Origin of the sequence: Domibacillus sp. (assembly GCF_031181085.1) — a bacterium.
Lineage (GTDB): Bacteria > Bacillota > Bacilli > Bacillales > Domibacillaceae > Domibacillus.
The window spans coordinates 179,419-195,381 of sequence record NZ_JAPSLE010000002.1; the positions used below are offsets into that span (position 1 = coordinate 179,419).

General features: G+C 45.2%; 16 protein-coding genes and 2 pseudogenes. 12 read left to right on the forward strand and 6 right to left on the reverse strand.

From position 1 onward, the window contains the following. Positions 1–178 precede the first annotated feature (178 nt). The 7 genes and pseudogenes from deoD (at position 179) to RIN81_RS04690 (ending at position 6,204) form a co-directional block, all read left to right on the forward strand. A complete protein-coding gene (deoD, locus tag RIN81_RS04660; protein WP_242233691.1) occupies positions 179–886 on the forward strand; it encodes a purine-nucleoside phosphorylase in 708 nt (235 codons plus the stop codon). Then, positions 883–1,659 (forward strand): M15 family metallopeptidase, encoded by a 777-nt coding sequence (locus tag RIN81_RS04665; RefSeq protein WP_309087855.1) that lies wholly within the window; start codon positions 883–885, stop codon positions 1,657–1,659. Before deoD ends, RIN81_RS04665 begins: the two co-directional genes overlap by 4 nt. A gap of 158 nt (positions 1,660–1,817) precedes the next feature. Then, complete coding sequence (locus RIN81_RS04670; RefSeq protein WP_309087857.1) at positions 1,818–3,260, forward strand: lmo1851 family serine protease; 1,443 nt, start codon at positions 1,818–1,820, stop codon at positions 3,258–3,260. Positions 3,261–3,386: 126 nt separating this feature from the next. Beyond that, positions 3,387–3,629 carry a hypothetical protein gene (locus RIN81_RS04675; protein WP_309087859.1) on the forward strand — a complete coding sequence of 81 codons (243 nt, stop codon included), beginning with the start codon at positions 3,387–3,389 and terminating at the stop codon, positions 3,627–3,629. Positions 3,630–3,684: 55 nt separating this feature from the next. Continuing rightward, positions 3,685–4,026 carry a hypothetical protein gene (locus RIN81_RS04680; protein WP_309087861.1) on the forward strand — a complete coding sequence of 114 codons (342 nt, stop codon included), beginning with the start codon at positions 3,685–3,687 and terminating at the stop codon, positions 4,024–4,026. Between the two features lie 85 nt (positions 4,027–4,111). Beyond that, a pseudogene (locus RIN81_RS04685) lies at positions 4,112–4,872 on the forward strand (SDR family oxidoreductase). 18 nt (positions 4,873–4,890) lie between these two features. Then, positions 4,891–6,204 carry a TrkH family potassium uptake protein gene (locus tag RIN81_RS04690; protein ID WP_309087863.1) on the forward strand — a complete coding sequence of 438 codons (1,314 nt, stop codon included), beginning with the start codon at positions 4,891–4,893 and terminating at the stop codon, positions 6,202–6,204. Between the two features lie 12 nt (positions 6,205–6,216). Here RIN81_RS04690 and RIN81_RS04695 read toward each other — a convergent pair whose 3' ends face one another. From RIN81_RS04695 to RIN81_RS04705, 3 genes are all read right to left on the reverse strand, one after another. Continuing rightward, the gene (locus RIN81_RS04695; RefSeq protein ID WP_309087865.1) at positions 6,217–7,575 is read right to left on the reverse strand and encodes an MATE family efflux transporter; all 1,359 of its coding nucleotides are present in this window, start codon (positions 7,573–7,575) and stop codon (positions 6,217–6,219) included. Between the two features lie 163 nt (positions 7,576–7,738). After that, complete coding sequence (locus tag RIN81_RS04700; protein WP_309087867.1) at positions 7,739–8,914, reverse strand: RNA-guided endonuclease InsQ/TnpB family protein; 1,176 nt, start codon at positions 8,912–8,914, stop codon at positions 7,739–7,741. Next, positions 8,911–9,516, reverse strand: coding sequence for an IS607 family transposase (locus RIN81_RS04705; protein ID WP_309087869.1), 606 nt, complete (start codon positions 9,514–9,516; stop codon positions 8,911–8,913). The genes RIN81_RS04700 and RIN81_RS04705 overlap by 4 nt, the downstream gene beginning before the upstream one ends. Positions 9,517–9,801: 285 nt before the next feature. On the opposite strand from RIN81_RS04705, the gene RIN81_RS04710 reads away from it, so the two are divergent. After that, entirely contained in the window at positions 9,802–10,206 is a 405-nt protein-coding gene (locus RIN81_RS04710; protein ID WP_309087871.1) for a hypothetical protein, read from the forward strand. Continuing rightward, positions 10,203–10,346 (forward strand): hypothetical protein, encoded by a 144-nt coding sequence (locus tag RIN81_RS04715; RefSeq protein ID WP_309087873.1) that lies wholly within the window; start codon positions 10,203–10,205, stop codon positions 10,344–10,346. The genes RIN81_RS04710 and RIN81_RS04715 overlap by 4 nt, the downstream gene beginning before the upstream one ends. An 80-nt stretch (positions 10,347–10,426) precedes the next feature. Here the strand turns inward: RIN81_RS04715 and RIN81_RS04720 are convergent, their stop codons facing one another. Further along, a complete protein-coding gene (locus tag RIN81_RS04720; protein WP_309087875.1) occupies positions 10,427–11,458 on the reverse strand; it encodes a serine hydrolase in 1,032 nt (343 codons plus the stop codon). Positions 11,459–12,014: 556 nt separating this feature from the next. Between RIN81_RS04720 and RIN81_RS04725 the strand changes: the two genes are divergently transcribed. Beyond that, entirely contained in the window at positions 12,015–13,337 is a 1,323-nt protein-coding gene (locus tag RIN81_RS04725) for a sensor domain-containing protein (protein ID WP_309087877.1), read from the forward strand. A 105-nt stretch (positions 13,338–13,442) separates the two neighbouring features. Here RIN81_RS04725 and RIN81_RS04730 read toward each other — a convergent pair. Next, positions 13,443–13,675 (reverse strand): annotated as a pseudogene (locus tag RIN81_RS04730) (hypothetical protein). Positions 13,676–13,957: 282 nt separating this feature from the next. Between RIN81_RS04730 and RIN81_RS04735 the strand changes: the two are divergent. After that, a complete protein-coding gene (locus RIN81_RS04735; protein ID WP_309087879.1) occupies positions 13,958–14,410 on the forward strand; it encodes a hypothetical protein in 453 nt (150 codons plus the stop codon). Positions 14,411–14,564: 154 nt separating this feature from the next. Here RIN81_RS04735 and RIN81_RS04740 read toward each other — a convergent pair whose 3' ends face one another. Continuing rightward, positions 14,565–14,864: a hypothetical protein gene (locus tag RIN81_RS04740; protein WP_309087881.1), complete on the reverse strand. Its 300-nt coding sequence runs from the start codon at positions 14,862–14,864 to the stop codon at positions 14,565–14,567. 197 nt (positions 14,865–15,061) lie between these two features. Here RIN81_RS04740 and RIN81_RS04745 point away from each other — a divergent pair, with 197 nt between their 5' ends. Then, positions 15,062–15,937 carry a phosphorothioated DNA-binding restriction endonuclease gene (locus tag RIN81_RS04745; RefSeq protein ID WP_309087883.1) on the forward strand — a complete coding sequence of 292 codons (876 nt, stop codon included), beginning with the start codon at positions 15,062–15,064 and terminating at the stop codon, positions 15,935–15,937. Positions 15,938–15,963: the final 26 nt, after the last annotated feature.

Sequence of the window (15,963 nt, forward strand, 5' to 3'; positions counted from 1 at the left end):
ATGCCGGCGGTTCTTTTGTGGTGTCATTCTTGTACTGCCCGCAAAGGTGGGATAGAATGAGATAGAATCCAGGCATTCGTCTGGGCAGATTCGTGCGTTTTAATATATGTACGATGGGAGAGCCAGTGGGGAAAGTCTCGAGTTAATTGGCTTATTTTATTTGATGGAGGAATTATAAATGAGTGTACACATTGGTGCAAAACAGGGCGATATCGCCGAAACAGTCCTGCTTCCGGGCGACCCGCTGCGGGCAAAATATATTGCGGAGACATTTTTGGAAAATCCGGTCTGCTATAACGAAGTTCGTGGCATGCTGGGCTTTACCGGTACATATAAAGGAAAGAAGGTATCTGTTCAAGGTACCGGCATGGGTGTGCCGTCGATTTCGATTTATGTGAATGAGCTGATTCAAAGCTACGACGTCAAGAACTTGATTCGGGTCGGTACTTGCGGAGCGATTCAGCAGGATGTAAAGGTGCGTGATGTGATTTTAGCAATGACGTCATCAACAGATTCCAGCATGAACCGGGTGACATTCCCGGGAATCGACTATGCGCCGGCAGCCGATTGGTCCCTGCTGAAAGCGGCTTTTGATGCCGGTACGGAAAAAGGGCTTCAGCTGAAAGTGGGCGGCGTGTTCACAGCGGATCAGTTTTACAACGACAACGCCGACCATAAAAAATGGGCGCAGTACGGCATTTTAGCCATTGAAATGGAAACGACCGCTCTTTATACACTGGCAGCAAAATTCGGCCGCCGTGCCCTGTCGGTGCTGACGGTAAGTGACCATATTATTACAGGCGAAGAAACAACAGCCGAAGAACGTCAGACAACGTTCAATGAAATGATTGAAGTGGCGCTTGAAGCGGCGGTTCTATCCAAATGAAAAAAACAGCTTTAACCCTGGCAGCGGCTTTGATGCTGTCCGGATGTACATCAGCAAAAGAAGAACCTGCAAAAGAAAGTGAACAAACAGCACCTGCAAAAGAAGCCGTGAAAGAAGAAACAGGCCCTGTCATTGACGCATCATATTTCAATCAATTGAAAGAGGTGGACGGTGTGCAGGAAATTCAAAATCCGGAAAATATGATGGTGCTTGTGAACAAAGAGTTTGCGCTGCCTTCTGATTACAGCCCGCCGGATTTGGTTCGCCCGAATGTGCAGTTTTCCTTCGGCAACCAGGACATTGAGAAAAGCTATATGAGAAAAGAAGCAGCCGCAGCGCTTGAAACGATGTTTAAAGGGGCGGAAGAAGACGGGATTTACTTGTTTGCCGTGTCAGGCTATCGCTCTTACAGCCGCCAGGAAGAAATTTTAGCGGCCGGGGCGGCAGCAAGCAGCAAAGAACAAGCCCTGAAATCGATCGCTCCGCCAGGTATGAGTGAGCATCAGTCGGGTCTTGCCATGGATATTTCCTCCGAAAGCAATCAATATGAGCTCAATGAAGAGTTTGAAGCGACAGAGGAAGGCCGCTGGCTCAAAGATCACGCCCATGAATACGGTTTTATTCTTCGTTACCCGAAAGGCAAGGAAGATATTACCCAGTATATATATGAACCGTGGCATTTTCGCTATATCGGCAAGGAAGCAGCGGCTGTGATTTATAAAAATGGCTGGACACTCGAGGAGTATTTCAAGCAGGTGAAACCAGCAGAGTAATCTGGTGATTTCTGAGTGTAAACAGTGCTAGAAAGCAGGCTGACTGGAACCGGCAGAGTAATCTGCCGGCTTTTTAGCAGGTTTTTGTTTTCAAAAATAGACGAAAACTGCTAAAATGAGAAGATCAGTGTACATAGATGATGAAAGCGGGGAACAAAATGGAAGAAGAAAAGCCGGAACAGGGCCATTATGTCAAAATAAAACGATTTCCGTTTATTATAATGATTTTTGCGCTCGTGTTTATTACGGCGGCGGTAACGACACTAACGCTTGCTTTCGGTGACGAGAAAGCAGTTGAAGTTGGAGCGCCGGCCCGTTCAGAGTTCAGCAAATTATATGAAGCATACGACAAAATCCAAAGCACGTACTACGAGGATGTAGATCAGGACACGCTCGTCAACGGTGCGATTAATGGGATGATTGATTCACTTGAAGATCCATACTCAGATTATATGGATGAAAAGGAAGCTTCTCAGTTCCATGAAGAAGTATCGAGCTCGTTCCAGGGAATTGGAGCTGAAGTACAAGAGCAGGACGGTTACATTGTCGTCGTATCGCCGATTAAAGGATCTCCTGCCGAAAAAGCGGGCTTAAAGCCGAATGATATGATCCTTTCTGTAGATGGAAAAAGCATTCAAGGCATGAGTGCTTCCGAAGCTGTTCTTCTGATCCGCGGCGAAAAAGGAACGAAAGTAACATTGGAAGTGCGAAAAGCCGGAACGGAAAAAGCACAGAAAATGACGATCGTCCGTGATGATATTCCGATTGAAACGGTGTATGCCGAAATGCAGAAAAACGGCATCGCCCACATTCAAATCACAAGCTTTTCCGAGCATACAGCCGAGGAGCTTGAAACAGCCCTTGCTGATATGAAAAAAGAAGGCATGAAAGGCATTGTGCTGGATCTTCGTCAAAATCCGGGCGGCCTGCTTGATCAGGCCATCGACATGGCCACCCTTTTTGTACCGGAGGGCAAAAACATTTTACAAATCGAATCCGCCGGCAAAACCCAGGCGTATAAAGCTGAAGGCGGCGAGAAAATTGAGTTGCCGACTGCTGTGTTGATTGACAGCGGCAGCGCCAGTGCGGCAGAAATTATGGCCGCAGCTTTAAATGAATCGGCAGGCATTCCGCTTATTGGTGAAAAATCCTTCGGAAAAGGCACGGTTCAATCGGCTGAGGACTTCAGCGATAATTCTAATTTAAAGCTGACCACAGCAAAATGGCTGACGCCGAACGGAACATGGATTCACAAAAAAGGCATTAAGCCGGATGCGGTTGTAGCCCTTCCTGATTACGCAAACTTGACGTATATTAATCCGGAATCCAAGCTGCAGCTTGAATCGATGTCAGATGAAGTGAAAACAGCTGAAAACATGCTGTCTGCCCTTGGTTACGATCCGGGCAAAGCGGACGGCTACTTCGATGAATCAACAGAAAGCGCCGTAAAAGAATTTCAAAAAACGGCAAAGCTTGAGGAAACGGGTATCCTAACGGGCGCTTCTACGACGAAACTGATGGAGAACCTTCGCTTAAAGCTGGAAGAAAACGATACACAGCTAAACCGGGCGATCCAGTCCGTCGAGGCAAAAATCAAATAAAAAAAACCTCTCCCGGCGTGGAGAGGTTTTTTTATGGGCACATTTTATGGGAGAATAGACGTTTGTCTCTAGCCAAACGGGAAAAAGAAGCATAAAATAAAATTCGGAAATAAAGGAGGGTTCTTTTTGGCAGATTGGCATGCATTGTATCAAGCACTGTGGAAAGGACGCACGTTTACCGATATAGAAGAAGCGATCCAAAACGAGCTTGAAGATAAACTGAATCATCCGCGCCTGCGCAAAAAGCCGGAACAAAAGCTGGTTGAAGCGGTACGCCGTGTTTGCGCGTCGTCCTTAACGGATACAGAAAAAGTAACATTAATTTCTGTTTATTTGGATCATTTTGAAGAAATCAAACAAAAGCATTGATTTTATACCCCTTCGCGTATAAAATAAAGCAGGAAACGGATGGAGGGAAGCAAAAATGACGGTGGTGATCATGGCCGCCGCAGTGCTGGCAATCACAGCAGCGCTGCTCATTGGCTATAAACGTTATTGGCCGGTTAACGTAAAGCGCATATCTCCCGAAGAAGCGGCTGGGCATCCGGTCATTGATGTGCGTGACTGGCAGGAAGCAAACCGAATGCCGCTTGAAGGAGCAGAGCTTATTCCATGCGGTTACATTCCGCGGAATGCGGGCAAATTTGGCGGGCAGGAAGTATATATCGCTGCTGCTTCAGCGGTTGAACGGAACTTTTCCGTCCGGCTGTTGAAAAAATACAATATTCATGTAAAAGGGTTTATTTGCATGGATGGCTCTCTTTAAGCCGGTGCTTTTGCATCGGCTTTTTACATTTGCCAGCCCCGTATCGAATCATTTAGGACGAAAGAAGAGAATGGGGGGACGCTTTATGGCAAAACGCGCATTGATCACAGGCGGCTCAAAAGGAATAGGGCGGAAAACAGCGGAATACTTGGCAGCCGCAGGATGTTCGGTCGTCATTAACTACCGCTCAGATACAGCAGGTGCAGAAGTGTTTGCAGCAGAGCTGTCAAACCGGTTTGGCGTACAGGTGTCAGCGGTACAGGGAGATGTGTCGCGGAAAGAAGATTGTGAGAAAATGGCTTCCTTCTCTGGAGAGATTGATATTTTAATACACAATGCAGGGTCCTACATACAAGAACGAAAACCAATGGCCGACTATTCCTGGGATGAGTGGCACCAGCTGATCAGCGGTAATTTAACCTCTGTGTTTTACTTGTCAAAGCTTCTCCTGCCGGGAATGAAGGAGCGGGGCTTTAATCGGCTGATTGCATTTGGCTTTGACCGCGTTGAAACAGCGCCGGCATGGGTCGACCGTTCCGCTTTTGCAGCTGCTAAAACGGGGCTGGCCTCCCTTATCAAAACAATTGCTCTGGAAGAAGCATCATCCGGCATCACTGCGAATATGATTTGTCCGGGAGACATCGCGGGCAGGTGGAAAGAAGAAGATATAACCGCTGCAGAGGGAAAAACGGCTCCACTTGTGCCGGTCGGCCGGGAATCGGCGGGGACATTGCGCGGGTAGCCGCATTTCTTGCTTCCGAGGCCTCCGCTTTTATTACCGGTGCGATTATTCGGGTAACGGGCGGCCAGGATGTGCTTTGCAAGCATTTTCGAAATGGAACATAAGGAAAGAAGGAAGCTTTTATGAAAAGAAAACATTTTGAACCAGCAGCCATCCTGCTCATCATTTACTTGAGTGCGATTTTACTGGGGACTCTGCTGCTTAAGCTTCCCGTATCAGAGGATGGTCCGCTTTCATGGACGGATGCTTTTTTCACCGCCACGTCTGCTTATACGGTAACAGGCCTTGCAGTAGTAGACACGGGGACAGAATTTACGCTGTTTGGTGAACTCGTTATTTTGCTGCTCATTCAAATGGGCGGCCTTGGCATTATGTCATTCTCGGTTATTGTGTTTATCCTGCTTGGCAGACGAATCGGCATTAAGCAGCGTCTCGTTGTTCAGCAGGCGCTCGGCCAGCTGCATTTCGGCGGTGTGATAAGACTTGTTCGGAATCTGCTGCTGTTTTCAGTCGCAATTGAACTAATTGTGGCCTGTTTTCTTGCCATTGACTGGGTGCCGCAGTACGGAGCGGCCAAAGGCATGTATTACAGCATTTTTCATGCCGTTTCCGCTTTTAACAACGCAGGATTTGGGCTTTGGCCTGACAATATGATGCAGCATGCGGACAGCTTGATTGTCACGATCGGCATCACATCCTTAATTATTCTAGGAGGCCTCGGCTTTACCGTGCTTGTGGATGTGTATGAACATCGTTCGTTCCGAAAATGGTCCCTTCATACAAAAATTATGATCACGGCAACGGCAGGGCTGAATATATTCGCGTTTATCATGATCTACTTACTCGAACACGGAAATTTGAGCACCATCGGAGCAATGCCGCTGTTTGACCAGCTGCAGGCTTCCTGGTTTCAAGCAGTGACCACCCGTACGGCCGGCTTTAATTCAATCGATATGGGAGAGATTCACAGCCAGACCGCTTTTTTTATGATGATCCTCATGTTTATTGGAGCCGGCAGCAGCTCTACGGCCGGCGGGATCAAGCTGACGACATTTATTGTGATGGCAGCCGCCATGATTACATATGTACAGGGAAAAAAAGACATCACTTTATTTTACCGGACCATCAAGCCTGAATATGTGATTCGGGTTCTGTCGATCACAATGATTGCTTTTTTCACCGTTATCACGGGCACGTTTTTACTCAATGTAGCGGAGGACAAGCCTTTTTTGCCGCTTATGTTTGAAGCAGTATCCGCTTTTGCTACAGTCGGCTTGTCTATGAACTTAACGCCCACTCTGTCGGACCCGTCCAAATGGATTTTAATTATGCTGATGATTCTGGGGAAAGTGGGTCCGCTGTCTCTTGTTTATATGATTGCTAAAAGACGAGAATGCCATTTTAAATATCCATCGGAAGATGTGCTGACCGGATAAAAATAAAAAACATCACGCTGCCAGGCGTGATGTTTTTTTGTGCTGGACCATGCGAAGGCGCACAGACAGCGTGATGGCTCCGCACGTTAAGCCGGTAATTAAGCCGATCCAGTAGCCGTACGGTCCCCAGTCAGTCCAGCGAGCGAGCGCCCAGCCGAGCGGCAGCCCGATGATCCAATAGCTGATCATGGTCATCATAAACGTGACATTGACATCTTTGTATCCGCGGAGTGCGCCCTGCACCGGCGCCTGTACCGCATCCGAAAGCTGGAAAATCGCCGCGTAGATTAAAAACGAAGCAGTAAGCTGGAGAACTTCCGCATCAGTCGAATACAAATGAGCGATCGCATCACGGAACCCAAAAATCACAACCGTGCCGACTGCGGCAATGCCAACTGCCATCGCAATGCCGATTCGGCTGTACTGCCGGGCGTCTTGAAACCGTCCGGCCCCGGCTTCAAAACCAACCACAATCGTCAGCGCCATCGATACGCTGAGCGGGATCATATACGTGAATGAAGCGAAATTAAGAGCAGCCTGATGAGCCGCAATGACGTTTGTGCTGTACTCACTCATCAAAAGCGTTACCGCCGAAAAAATACTCGTTTCAAAAAAGATCGACAGCCCAATCGGCAGGCCCAGCAGCAAAATTTCTTTCCATTTTGCAAAGGATGCACGCGGCAGGCGCCCAAACAGCCGGTAAGCCGAAAACGGCTCCTTGCGCCATACAATCCAGACAGCGAGCAGGAAAATAAGCCAGTAGCTGATCGCGGACGCGTAACCAGAGCCGACACCGCCGAGCTCCGGAAAACCGAATTTCCCATAAATGAGCAGGTAGTTAAAAGCGACATTGACGGGCAGCGTCATCACCGTAATAATCATCGACGTGCGGGTCATGCCGAGCGCATCGATAAATCCGCGGACAACAGCCGTTAAAAAAAGCGGCAAAATGCCGAATGACAGTCCGATCACGTACTCATAGGCGATGCGGCGCACATTATCTGTTAAATTCATAATGCCAAGCACGGGTTCAAGCAGGACCCATCCAAGCAGATAGGTAATGGCGGAAATCACAAGCGCCACATAAATCGCCTGCATCACAGAAAAAGACACCTCACCGCGGCGTCCGCTTCCCGTTAAATGGCCGACAATCGGCGTAATCGATAATAAAATACCGCTGAGTCCTGTATAAACAGGCATCCAGAGAGAAGAGCCGACTGCTACACCGGCTAAATCATCGGCACTGTAATGCCCGGACATAATCGTATCGAAAAATGTCATCGCAAACATGGCGATCTGCGTTACAAGAATAGGGATTAAAATAAATAAAAATTGGCGTACCTTTGCACGCGTTGTGGCTGTTTCAATCAAGCCGTTCAACTGCTCCTTTACATGTACCTAAAAGTGTACATAAAGATTTTTTCCTGCTTCTTCGTGCCCCGCCTCGCCAAAAGCCCGCTACTACGGTTTGTACAGCACTCCACAGGCGTCAATTCCCGACGTATGAGCCATCGGTACATATACACCATCTCGTTTAAGTGAGAATCGTGTATTCCTTCGCATTCTTTAAATTGATTGCTGCGTTTTCATCGCGGTCCATCGTGTGTCCGCAGGATGAGCAATGAAAAACACGCTCTGAAAGGGAAAGGGATATTTTCTGTTCCCCGCAGGAGGAGCAGAGTTTGCTCGACGGGTAAAAATGTCCAACTTCGCGGAGCTCAATGCCGAGCTTTAAACATTTGCTTTTCAGCTTTATTTTAAACTGGTAAAATTTCTGGTCCGCCACGGCTTTGGAGAGATGCCTGTTTTTCATCATGCCTTTTACGTTTAGGCTTTCCAGCGTGATAAAGGAAGGCTTGGTTTTGACCGATTCTCGTATCACATAGTCCTGGTAGGCATCACGCATGTTTGCCAGGCGCACATGTAGCTTTTGCAAGCGGCGGATGTTCTGGTTCAGGTTTTTCCACTGGTTTTCTGTTTCACCTGGATTTTCTTTCTTTTTCATTTTTTTGATCTTTTGATAGTAATCATATTTTCTGGAAAGGGATCGCTGTTCCCGCTTCAGCTTTTTCTCCAGGTTTTTGATGCGCCTGCTTTTGTTGATGTTTTTAAACACTTTGCCATCACTTGTCACCGCAAAGGATTTTAACCCGACATCTATGCCGATTCCTTCAGAGCTAAGGTTCGGTTTCGGCTCTGTTGCATCGCTTTTCACCAGTATAGAAATATAAAACCGCCCCGCTTTCTGCTCCACCGTGCAACTGGAGACTTCGGAACCAGCTGGGATATACCCTTTTTCTTTCAAAGACACCCAGCCAAGCGTCGGCACCTTGATTCTGTGGCGCTCAACGACCAGGTCGGTTTTGTTGTTTTTCGGGAAATAAGCTTTGACGTCCTGGTCCTTTTTCTTTTTAAAGCGGGGGAATTTTGACTGGCCTTTAAAAAAACGCTTGAATGCATTGTCGGCGTTCATAATCGCTTTTTTTCTTGCTTTGGAAGAGACCTCCTTGATCCATGGATGTTCAACGGATAACACATGGTTGACATGTTTGTCAAAGTCCATCCCTCCGCAGAATGTCGCTTCTTTTTCATACAGATCCTGGTTGTGGGAAATAAACGCGTTATACAAAAATCGGCACACGCCGATGGTGCGGGCGAGCTTATCGACCTGTCTAGGCGACAGGCGGATTTCCGTTTTGTAGGCTTTCATAGTTCACGATCCTTTTGAATGGTGTTTTTGTACTTTCTCAGCCCGTGTATTCTGCATGAGAATACATGGATAATAGAAATCAAATCCTGGATCATTTCTTCCTGGGGGGACAGCTTTTCATTTTTTACTACAATTATTTCTGTGCCCATTTTCTCTACAAAGCGCTCAAACCAGTCATAGCCAAAGCGGACAAAACGGTCTTTGTGTGTGATATAAACTTTAGATACATGATGCGCTTGAATGTCATCCAGAAGCTTATTCCACTTTTTGCGGTTATAATTCAGGCCGCTGCCTATATCTTCAATAATTTCATCTACAATTACACCTTGCGCATTCGCAAACTGCTGGAGAAAATTCACTTGACTTTCTAAATCGTCTTTCTGGCCTCTGTTAGAAACTCTGGCATATAAAACGACTTTCCCTGCTTTTTCATCTTCAGGTGTTTCGCCTGTATACGCAAGATATTGATTATGGGTATAATACCTCCTGTTTTTGGGTGTCCGATAAGCATTCAATGTACCTTCGCGATCCCAGCGCTGCAATGTCTTGACAGAAACGTTCAATAACTCGGCAAATTCACTTGGCTTATATTTTTTGTCCATAAATACATTTTAACACACCTTAACACATTTATACACATATGAGAAACCTGTTTCTAATAGTATAGCACAAAGAGGGAAACTTTGTTTTCTTAGTCTCGTTTTATTTCTGCATGGATATGTCAATAAGCTGTGTCCTGTTCATACGGTGCTTTGGCTGACAAGCGGGCATATGAAAATGACATGTATGGTAGCTAAAAGCAACACCCCATCGCTCCCTTGCTTACATCAATAAGCCGGACAAGCTGCCAGTGAAAAGAGCGGAGTTATAGATAAAAAGAGGTATTTTTGGGATATGCGAAATATTTTTCCATTTTATTCGTAAAGAAAAAAGAAGCGAGTAGAAGGGATGGAGCTGTTGAACATTCTTTACCGGATAACATCGGCTTCTATTCTTCATTCTCAAGCAAGGAAAGGAGCGATTTTGTTGATGTCGTGGATGTCTTTGCTGCTGGCGGTGTTGATCGCTGCACTTCCATTGACGATTTACCGAAGGAGAAAGTATGGTGTGACGGGCTGGAAAAGCTGGCTGGCACGGGTTTGCTTTTTTCAGCCGGACTAGTCGGTTTGATCCAGCTCTGGCTGCCTGTATTTGACGCATATGCATGGCTGATTCAACTCGTTTTACTGATCGCAGGAAGCTACTTCACGAAGTATATGCTGCCTGCGCAAAAAGAGCAGCGAACCGAATGACGTACTACATACGAAAAGCGGATATAATCAACCTGGAAGACCCTGTCGATATGCGGCTGTCCTTATTAAAAGAAGGCAGGGAAGCAGCGGAGGAAAACGAAGAAACAAACCGTCGCCATCAGCGGGCTTGTTTTCTTTGAACGGCCGTGTGTACATACGGCCGGAATATCGAAGGCGGGAAATGGCCCGCTCTTTAATAGAATCCATTCTTATCCCCTGTTTATCGGAACACCTCGACCATTTTGTCCCGAGATGCTTCGTCCCGGATCAGCCGCAGCTGGAACTCGTTTAAGCCGTTTGACAGCCGCGCTCCGTCCAGCATTGTTAAACCATCTGCGAAAAGAGCCAGCTCCAGCTGCCGTCCGTCCTTTGTGGTTGCATAAAGGGCTTCCGTGCGGACAAAAGCGGTCGATCCGCCTTTTTTTCCAGCACGGGCCAGCCACTCCCGGTTTTCGGGTGATTCCATTAGCTGCTCCAGCACCGGAGATAAAAACGAATGAACCGATTCCGAAAGAAGAGAGCGGCTGTTGAGCCTTGCCATGATCGATACATATTCTTCTGTTGTCGAGCGGGCCAGCCGGTCTGACCAGATGCGCTGATTAGGAACGCTCATCAAGCGGTACAGTGCTTTTTTCTCTGCTTTTGTCGGCGGGCTAGATGCGAACCGCTCATGAAGCGCTATGGCGCGCTGTCGGTAATCGGAAAGACTCATCTCTTTTAAAGCCTGTATCGCCTGCTTTCGATTGCCCCCATGCTCATGAACGAGCTGGACCGGCACAAACAGCGAGCCCGCCAGCGGATAAATCGGCTCATGCCGTTTGAGGCCAAACAAAGCAAGAACCCTGTTTACCTCTTCAAGGCCAAGCAGCGCCAACAGAAAATCAGTATTGGCATTGGAGCTGTACGCAATCATACCGCGCGCCACTTCACGAAGCGGCACCGACTCACCGTCTCCGAGTCTTTCAACAGAGCCCAGCCAGGCTGCATGGGCACCGCCATCCGTTCTTGGAATGAAATAACGTTCAAGCGCCTGAAGCGGCACCCGTTTCTTCGGGTCAATCCTTCCTTCAGCCGCCTGCCGTGCGTACTCAATCGCCACAATGATTTTCATGGTGCTCGCCAGCGGCAGACTCACATCCCCGTTTACATTTACCACTGTTTTCCCGTCCAGCCGAACCGTTAAAGCAGCTCGTTTCTCCGCTGCATGATTCCGGACAAACTGCCACACATCATCTGGTTCCGTCTGTTTCACCTTGCGCGAGAACACAGTACTCAAAATGAAAAAAATGAAAACGAGGATGAGCACTGATCCCCTAGGCCCTATAATAAGAAATTCATTTTCCTTCACTCCCCGCTGTTTGCTTTCTTTTCCTTACACGGGAGAATGGAAAAAGTTTCATGAAGCACAGTCTTTAAAAAAAATAAAAAGTCTATGAATAAAACCGAGGTGTTCAAACATTAAGTAAGAATTTTGAGGCTTAAGAAGTTTATCCAAAAAGCGACAATTTTTTTATGGAAATTTGCTAAAATAGTTTAACAGACAGTAAAAAGGAGTACCTTGATGAAGAAAGAAGAGTTTTTGCACAAAATCTTAAAGACGAATATCTGGCGTAAGTAGGCTGTTCTAGTAACGAGTTCATTTATATCTTACAGGAGCTGTTTCTACTTACTAATCTTTTTCGTTTAAAATTACAGCTCAGGATTGCCCCGGGGAAGAAGATATCAAACTGCAAGGATTGTTTTTTAGAATTAGAATATTGTAGGATAGAAGGAAATATGGAAGATACAAGCTATAAGAAGGAGAACATATGGAACTTTTCAAATATTTGTCTACCCTCACAGCTTATGAACCGCAGATTCGGTTACTTATAGATCTGATACCTGAGTTTGTTGTTTTAAAAGATGGAAAAGGCCGGTGGCTTATTACAAATAAACTGGTGCTTAATTCCTACGATATGGGAGAAGATTATCCTTACCAAGGGAAAACAGATCGGGAGCTAATGGAGCTTTTTCCAGGTCATCGACACAACTTTATGTTTAATATTGATACAGATGAAATGGCTTGGGAAAAAGGTGAAACGGTACAAATTGAAAAATCCTTTCAAACTCCTGATGGTGTAACCAGGACTTGGGAAGTAATGAAAACACCGATTTTTGATGAAAATGGGAACAGAAGCCATTTAGTTATCGTTAGTAGAGAAATAACGAACCGAAAAAAAGCAGAGGAAGCCTTAAAGATAAGTGAATCAAACTATCGTTTAATCGCTGAAAATATGAAAGATATACTTATAACAGTTGACCATAAAGGAATCATTACGTATTTATCCCCGTCCTTTGAGAAAATAACAGGTTACTTGATTAAAGACTATATTAATCAGGATGCTCTTGTATTTATGAAATACATTCATCCAAATGACTGTGAATTTATACAACAAACCTACCGAGAATTGATATTTGAAGGGGAAAAATTTCAAAGTAATTATGAATATCAATTTTTAAAAAAAGATGGCCAGTATATTTGGCTTGAAGCAAATTTGAATACCATTTACGGTGAGAATGGAGAACTTGAGAAACTAGTTTTAGTTGCCAGGGATATTATTCAGCGAAAAAAACACCAGACCCAATTAGAAACGATGGCCTATTACGATCATTTGACGGATATTCCAAATCGTCGCTTTTTCATGGATAAACTCTCACATGAAATTGTAAAAGCAGCAAAATCTGCTCAATTATTAGCTCTAATGTATCTAGATGTCGATCATTTTAAAGACATAAATGATACAATGGGCCATGACACTGGCGACCAGCTCCTTATACAGCTTGCAAGAAGAATTCAGCATATTATTCGCGATTCAGATGTATTGGCTCGAATCGGTGGAGATGAATTTGCTATATTGCTTCCTGATTTGACTAGTGCAGCTCAAGCAAAGGTAATAGGAGACAGGATAGTAAATAAATTAAAAGAACCCTGGCATATAGAAGGCAATACCTTTCAAACAACCTCTTCAATTGGGATTGCTCTTTATCCGCAGAGTGGTACGAGTCCGCAAGTGCTCCTTCGAAACGCTGATGAGTCGTTATATAAAGCAAAAGCAAAAGGAAGAGCACAGATACATTTCTATAGTGAATAACAATTGGATTTTATGAATGGCTGAGCTTTTATATCAGCGTTATTTTTCAACAAGAATAAAGCACTATCAGTCAAAGGCTGGCTGAGCTTTTTGCATTGTTATTTCTTACAGGACAAGCTCCTCTGTACCGATAAAAGCGGGATCATCATTGCCAAAAAGAGACGGCACGCCGAGTAGCGTTTCATCCGGCACCTCGCCGGCTTCTTCTTTCGGCACCGTTAAGGCAAGTGTGTCTTTTAGAGCTTGACTCTCCATCTGATCCGGGCAGGCTTTAAGTACACGGCTTCCGGATCCAGATTGTGATCGATGCACCACTGGGCAAACACCAAAATTATCATACTCTCTTCTTTCTAGTAGCTCTGCACAATAAACTCCTCCATTTCCTTTGACATTCCATCTCTCCTCACACAGATTGCTTTATTTCAGTAAACATTCATAGGTGTTTGTTAAAATAGTTTAATAGACAGTAATAGGAAGTGCTCTTTATGAAAAAGGAAGAGTGTTTGCAAAAAAGCTTAAAGCTGAATATCTGACGAAGAAATAGTGATAAAAGCAAAAATCTTTTCCTGTTTAACATTACAGCTGGACACCATTTTAACGATTGAAAGGATATGTGAAAAATGAAAAATTGTAAAATAACTGACTGCAAGCATGAGCACTACGCACGCGGTTTTTGTGAACAACACTATCATGACTTTTTGAAAAATGGAGAATCAGAACGGCTTCCCGTTGTACCGCGTGATGGGAAGAATAAAAATCTTTCCTTCAAGCTGAATGAGGCTTTGATAAACAAACTTTACGACGAAGCGGTTAGAACGATGCACAAACCATTGTATAAGGGGATTAACGGACCCATCCTGAATCAACTCTTAACGCTAGCCATTAACCTGGCCGGCTGCCATTCCGCCAGTCGTTTATTTATGGCAGAGATGATTGATGATTTAAGAACGCTGGCAGAAGCAAAAGACAAGGTTCGTTTTATGGAAATGCTGGAAACCTGGCAGCAAAAACACACGGATTTTGAAGAGACCAGTAAAAATACGAGGCGAGAAAATGTATTTAAATTAAAGTAGTCAAAGTGATGTCTACAGATTCTTATTATCACGATAGCATTCAATGACCGGGAAACTGTTATTCAAACCATTTCAGTACACATTTCATAAAAAAGAAGGAAAAGGCTGCACAGCCGGATGATCCGCTGGCAGCCCTTTTTAATGTTTATAGCTTTTACTTTCCATCCCGCCGGGAAATCTCCTCTGTAACGATAAAAGCAAGATCATCATTGCCAAAAAGAGACAGCACGCCGAGCAGCGTTTCATCCGGCACATCGCCGGCTTCTTCTTTCGGGACCGTTAAGGCAAGCGCGTCTTTTAACGCCGGATTCTCTGCCTGATCCGGATAGGCTTTTAAGTACACTGCTTCCGGGTCAAGACCGTGATTGATACACCACTGGGCGAACACCAGAATCATCATATTTTCTTCTTTCTGGTAGCTCTGCATAATAAACTCTTCCGTTTCCTTCGACATAACATCGCTCCTCCCACGTTATTCTGTGGCTTCATTGTACCCGTGACCGTCTCCGGCACTCAAGCACTATACTTCCTAGGAAGAAACTAATTCTTTTCTTTCCGATTACATCATTTGAGCGTTTTAGCCAAAAATCAATAAAGATTCATAAGTATTTGTTAAAATAGTTGGATAGAGACCAAAAGGAAGTGTCCTGGATGGAAAAAGAAGAATTTTTGCAAAAAATCTCAAAGTTGAATGTTTGGCGGAAAAATGACGATCGCGCGCCGCATAAGCCGCTTGTTTTACTATTTGCCCTCGGGAAGATCCAAAATGAACAGATGCAGGCTTTTCGCTTTGAAGAGGTGGAGGATTCACTGGAAAAACTGCTCATTGATTTTGGGCCGCCGCGTAAAAGCAATCATCCAGAACAGCCATTTGTCCGTCTTAAGAATGATGGAGTGTGGAAAATAACAAAGCCTGTTCCTTCAGCTTCTATTTCAAAACGTTTTCTTCGTCAGGAAAACATAGGCGGCGGATTTACAGACGAAGCGTACCAGCTGCTGCTTGCTCATCCGGAGCTGGTTCAGGAAGCAGCATACACACTGTTGAACCTTCATTTTCCGGATACGTTTCATGAGGATATATTAGAAGCAGTCGGGCTCGATTTTTCAAATTTCAGCATGCAAAGAAAAAAACGTGATCCAAAATTCAGGGATAAAATATTGCGCGCGTATGGCTATTCATGTGCTGTCTGCGGATTTAACGTCAGGCTCGGGCATACATTAGTGGGTATTGAAGCAGCTCATATTAAATGGCACCAGGCCGGCGGACCGGACGTTGAGGAAAATGGGATCGCTTTATGTTCCCTGCATCATAAATTATTTGACCGGGGTGTTTTTACATTAAATCCTGAACGCATTTTAATCGTTTCAGAAGAAGCACACGGAACGAGCGGATTTGAAGAATGGCTCATGAAGTACCACAGCAAGCCAATCTCAAAACCAATCAGTCAATATTACGAGCCAGATCAGTCTTTTTTATCATGGCATGTGAAGGAAGTATTTAAAGGTCCGGAACGATACATTTACTAAAAAGCATCCGTCATCTTTAAAGACAT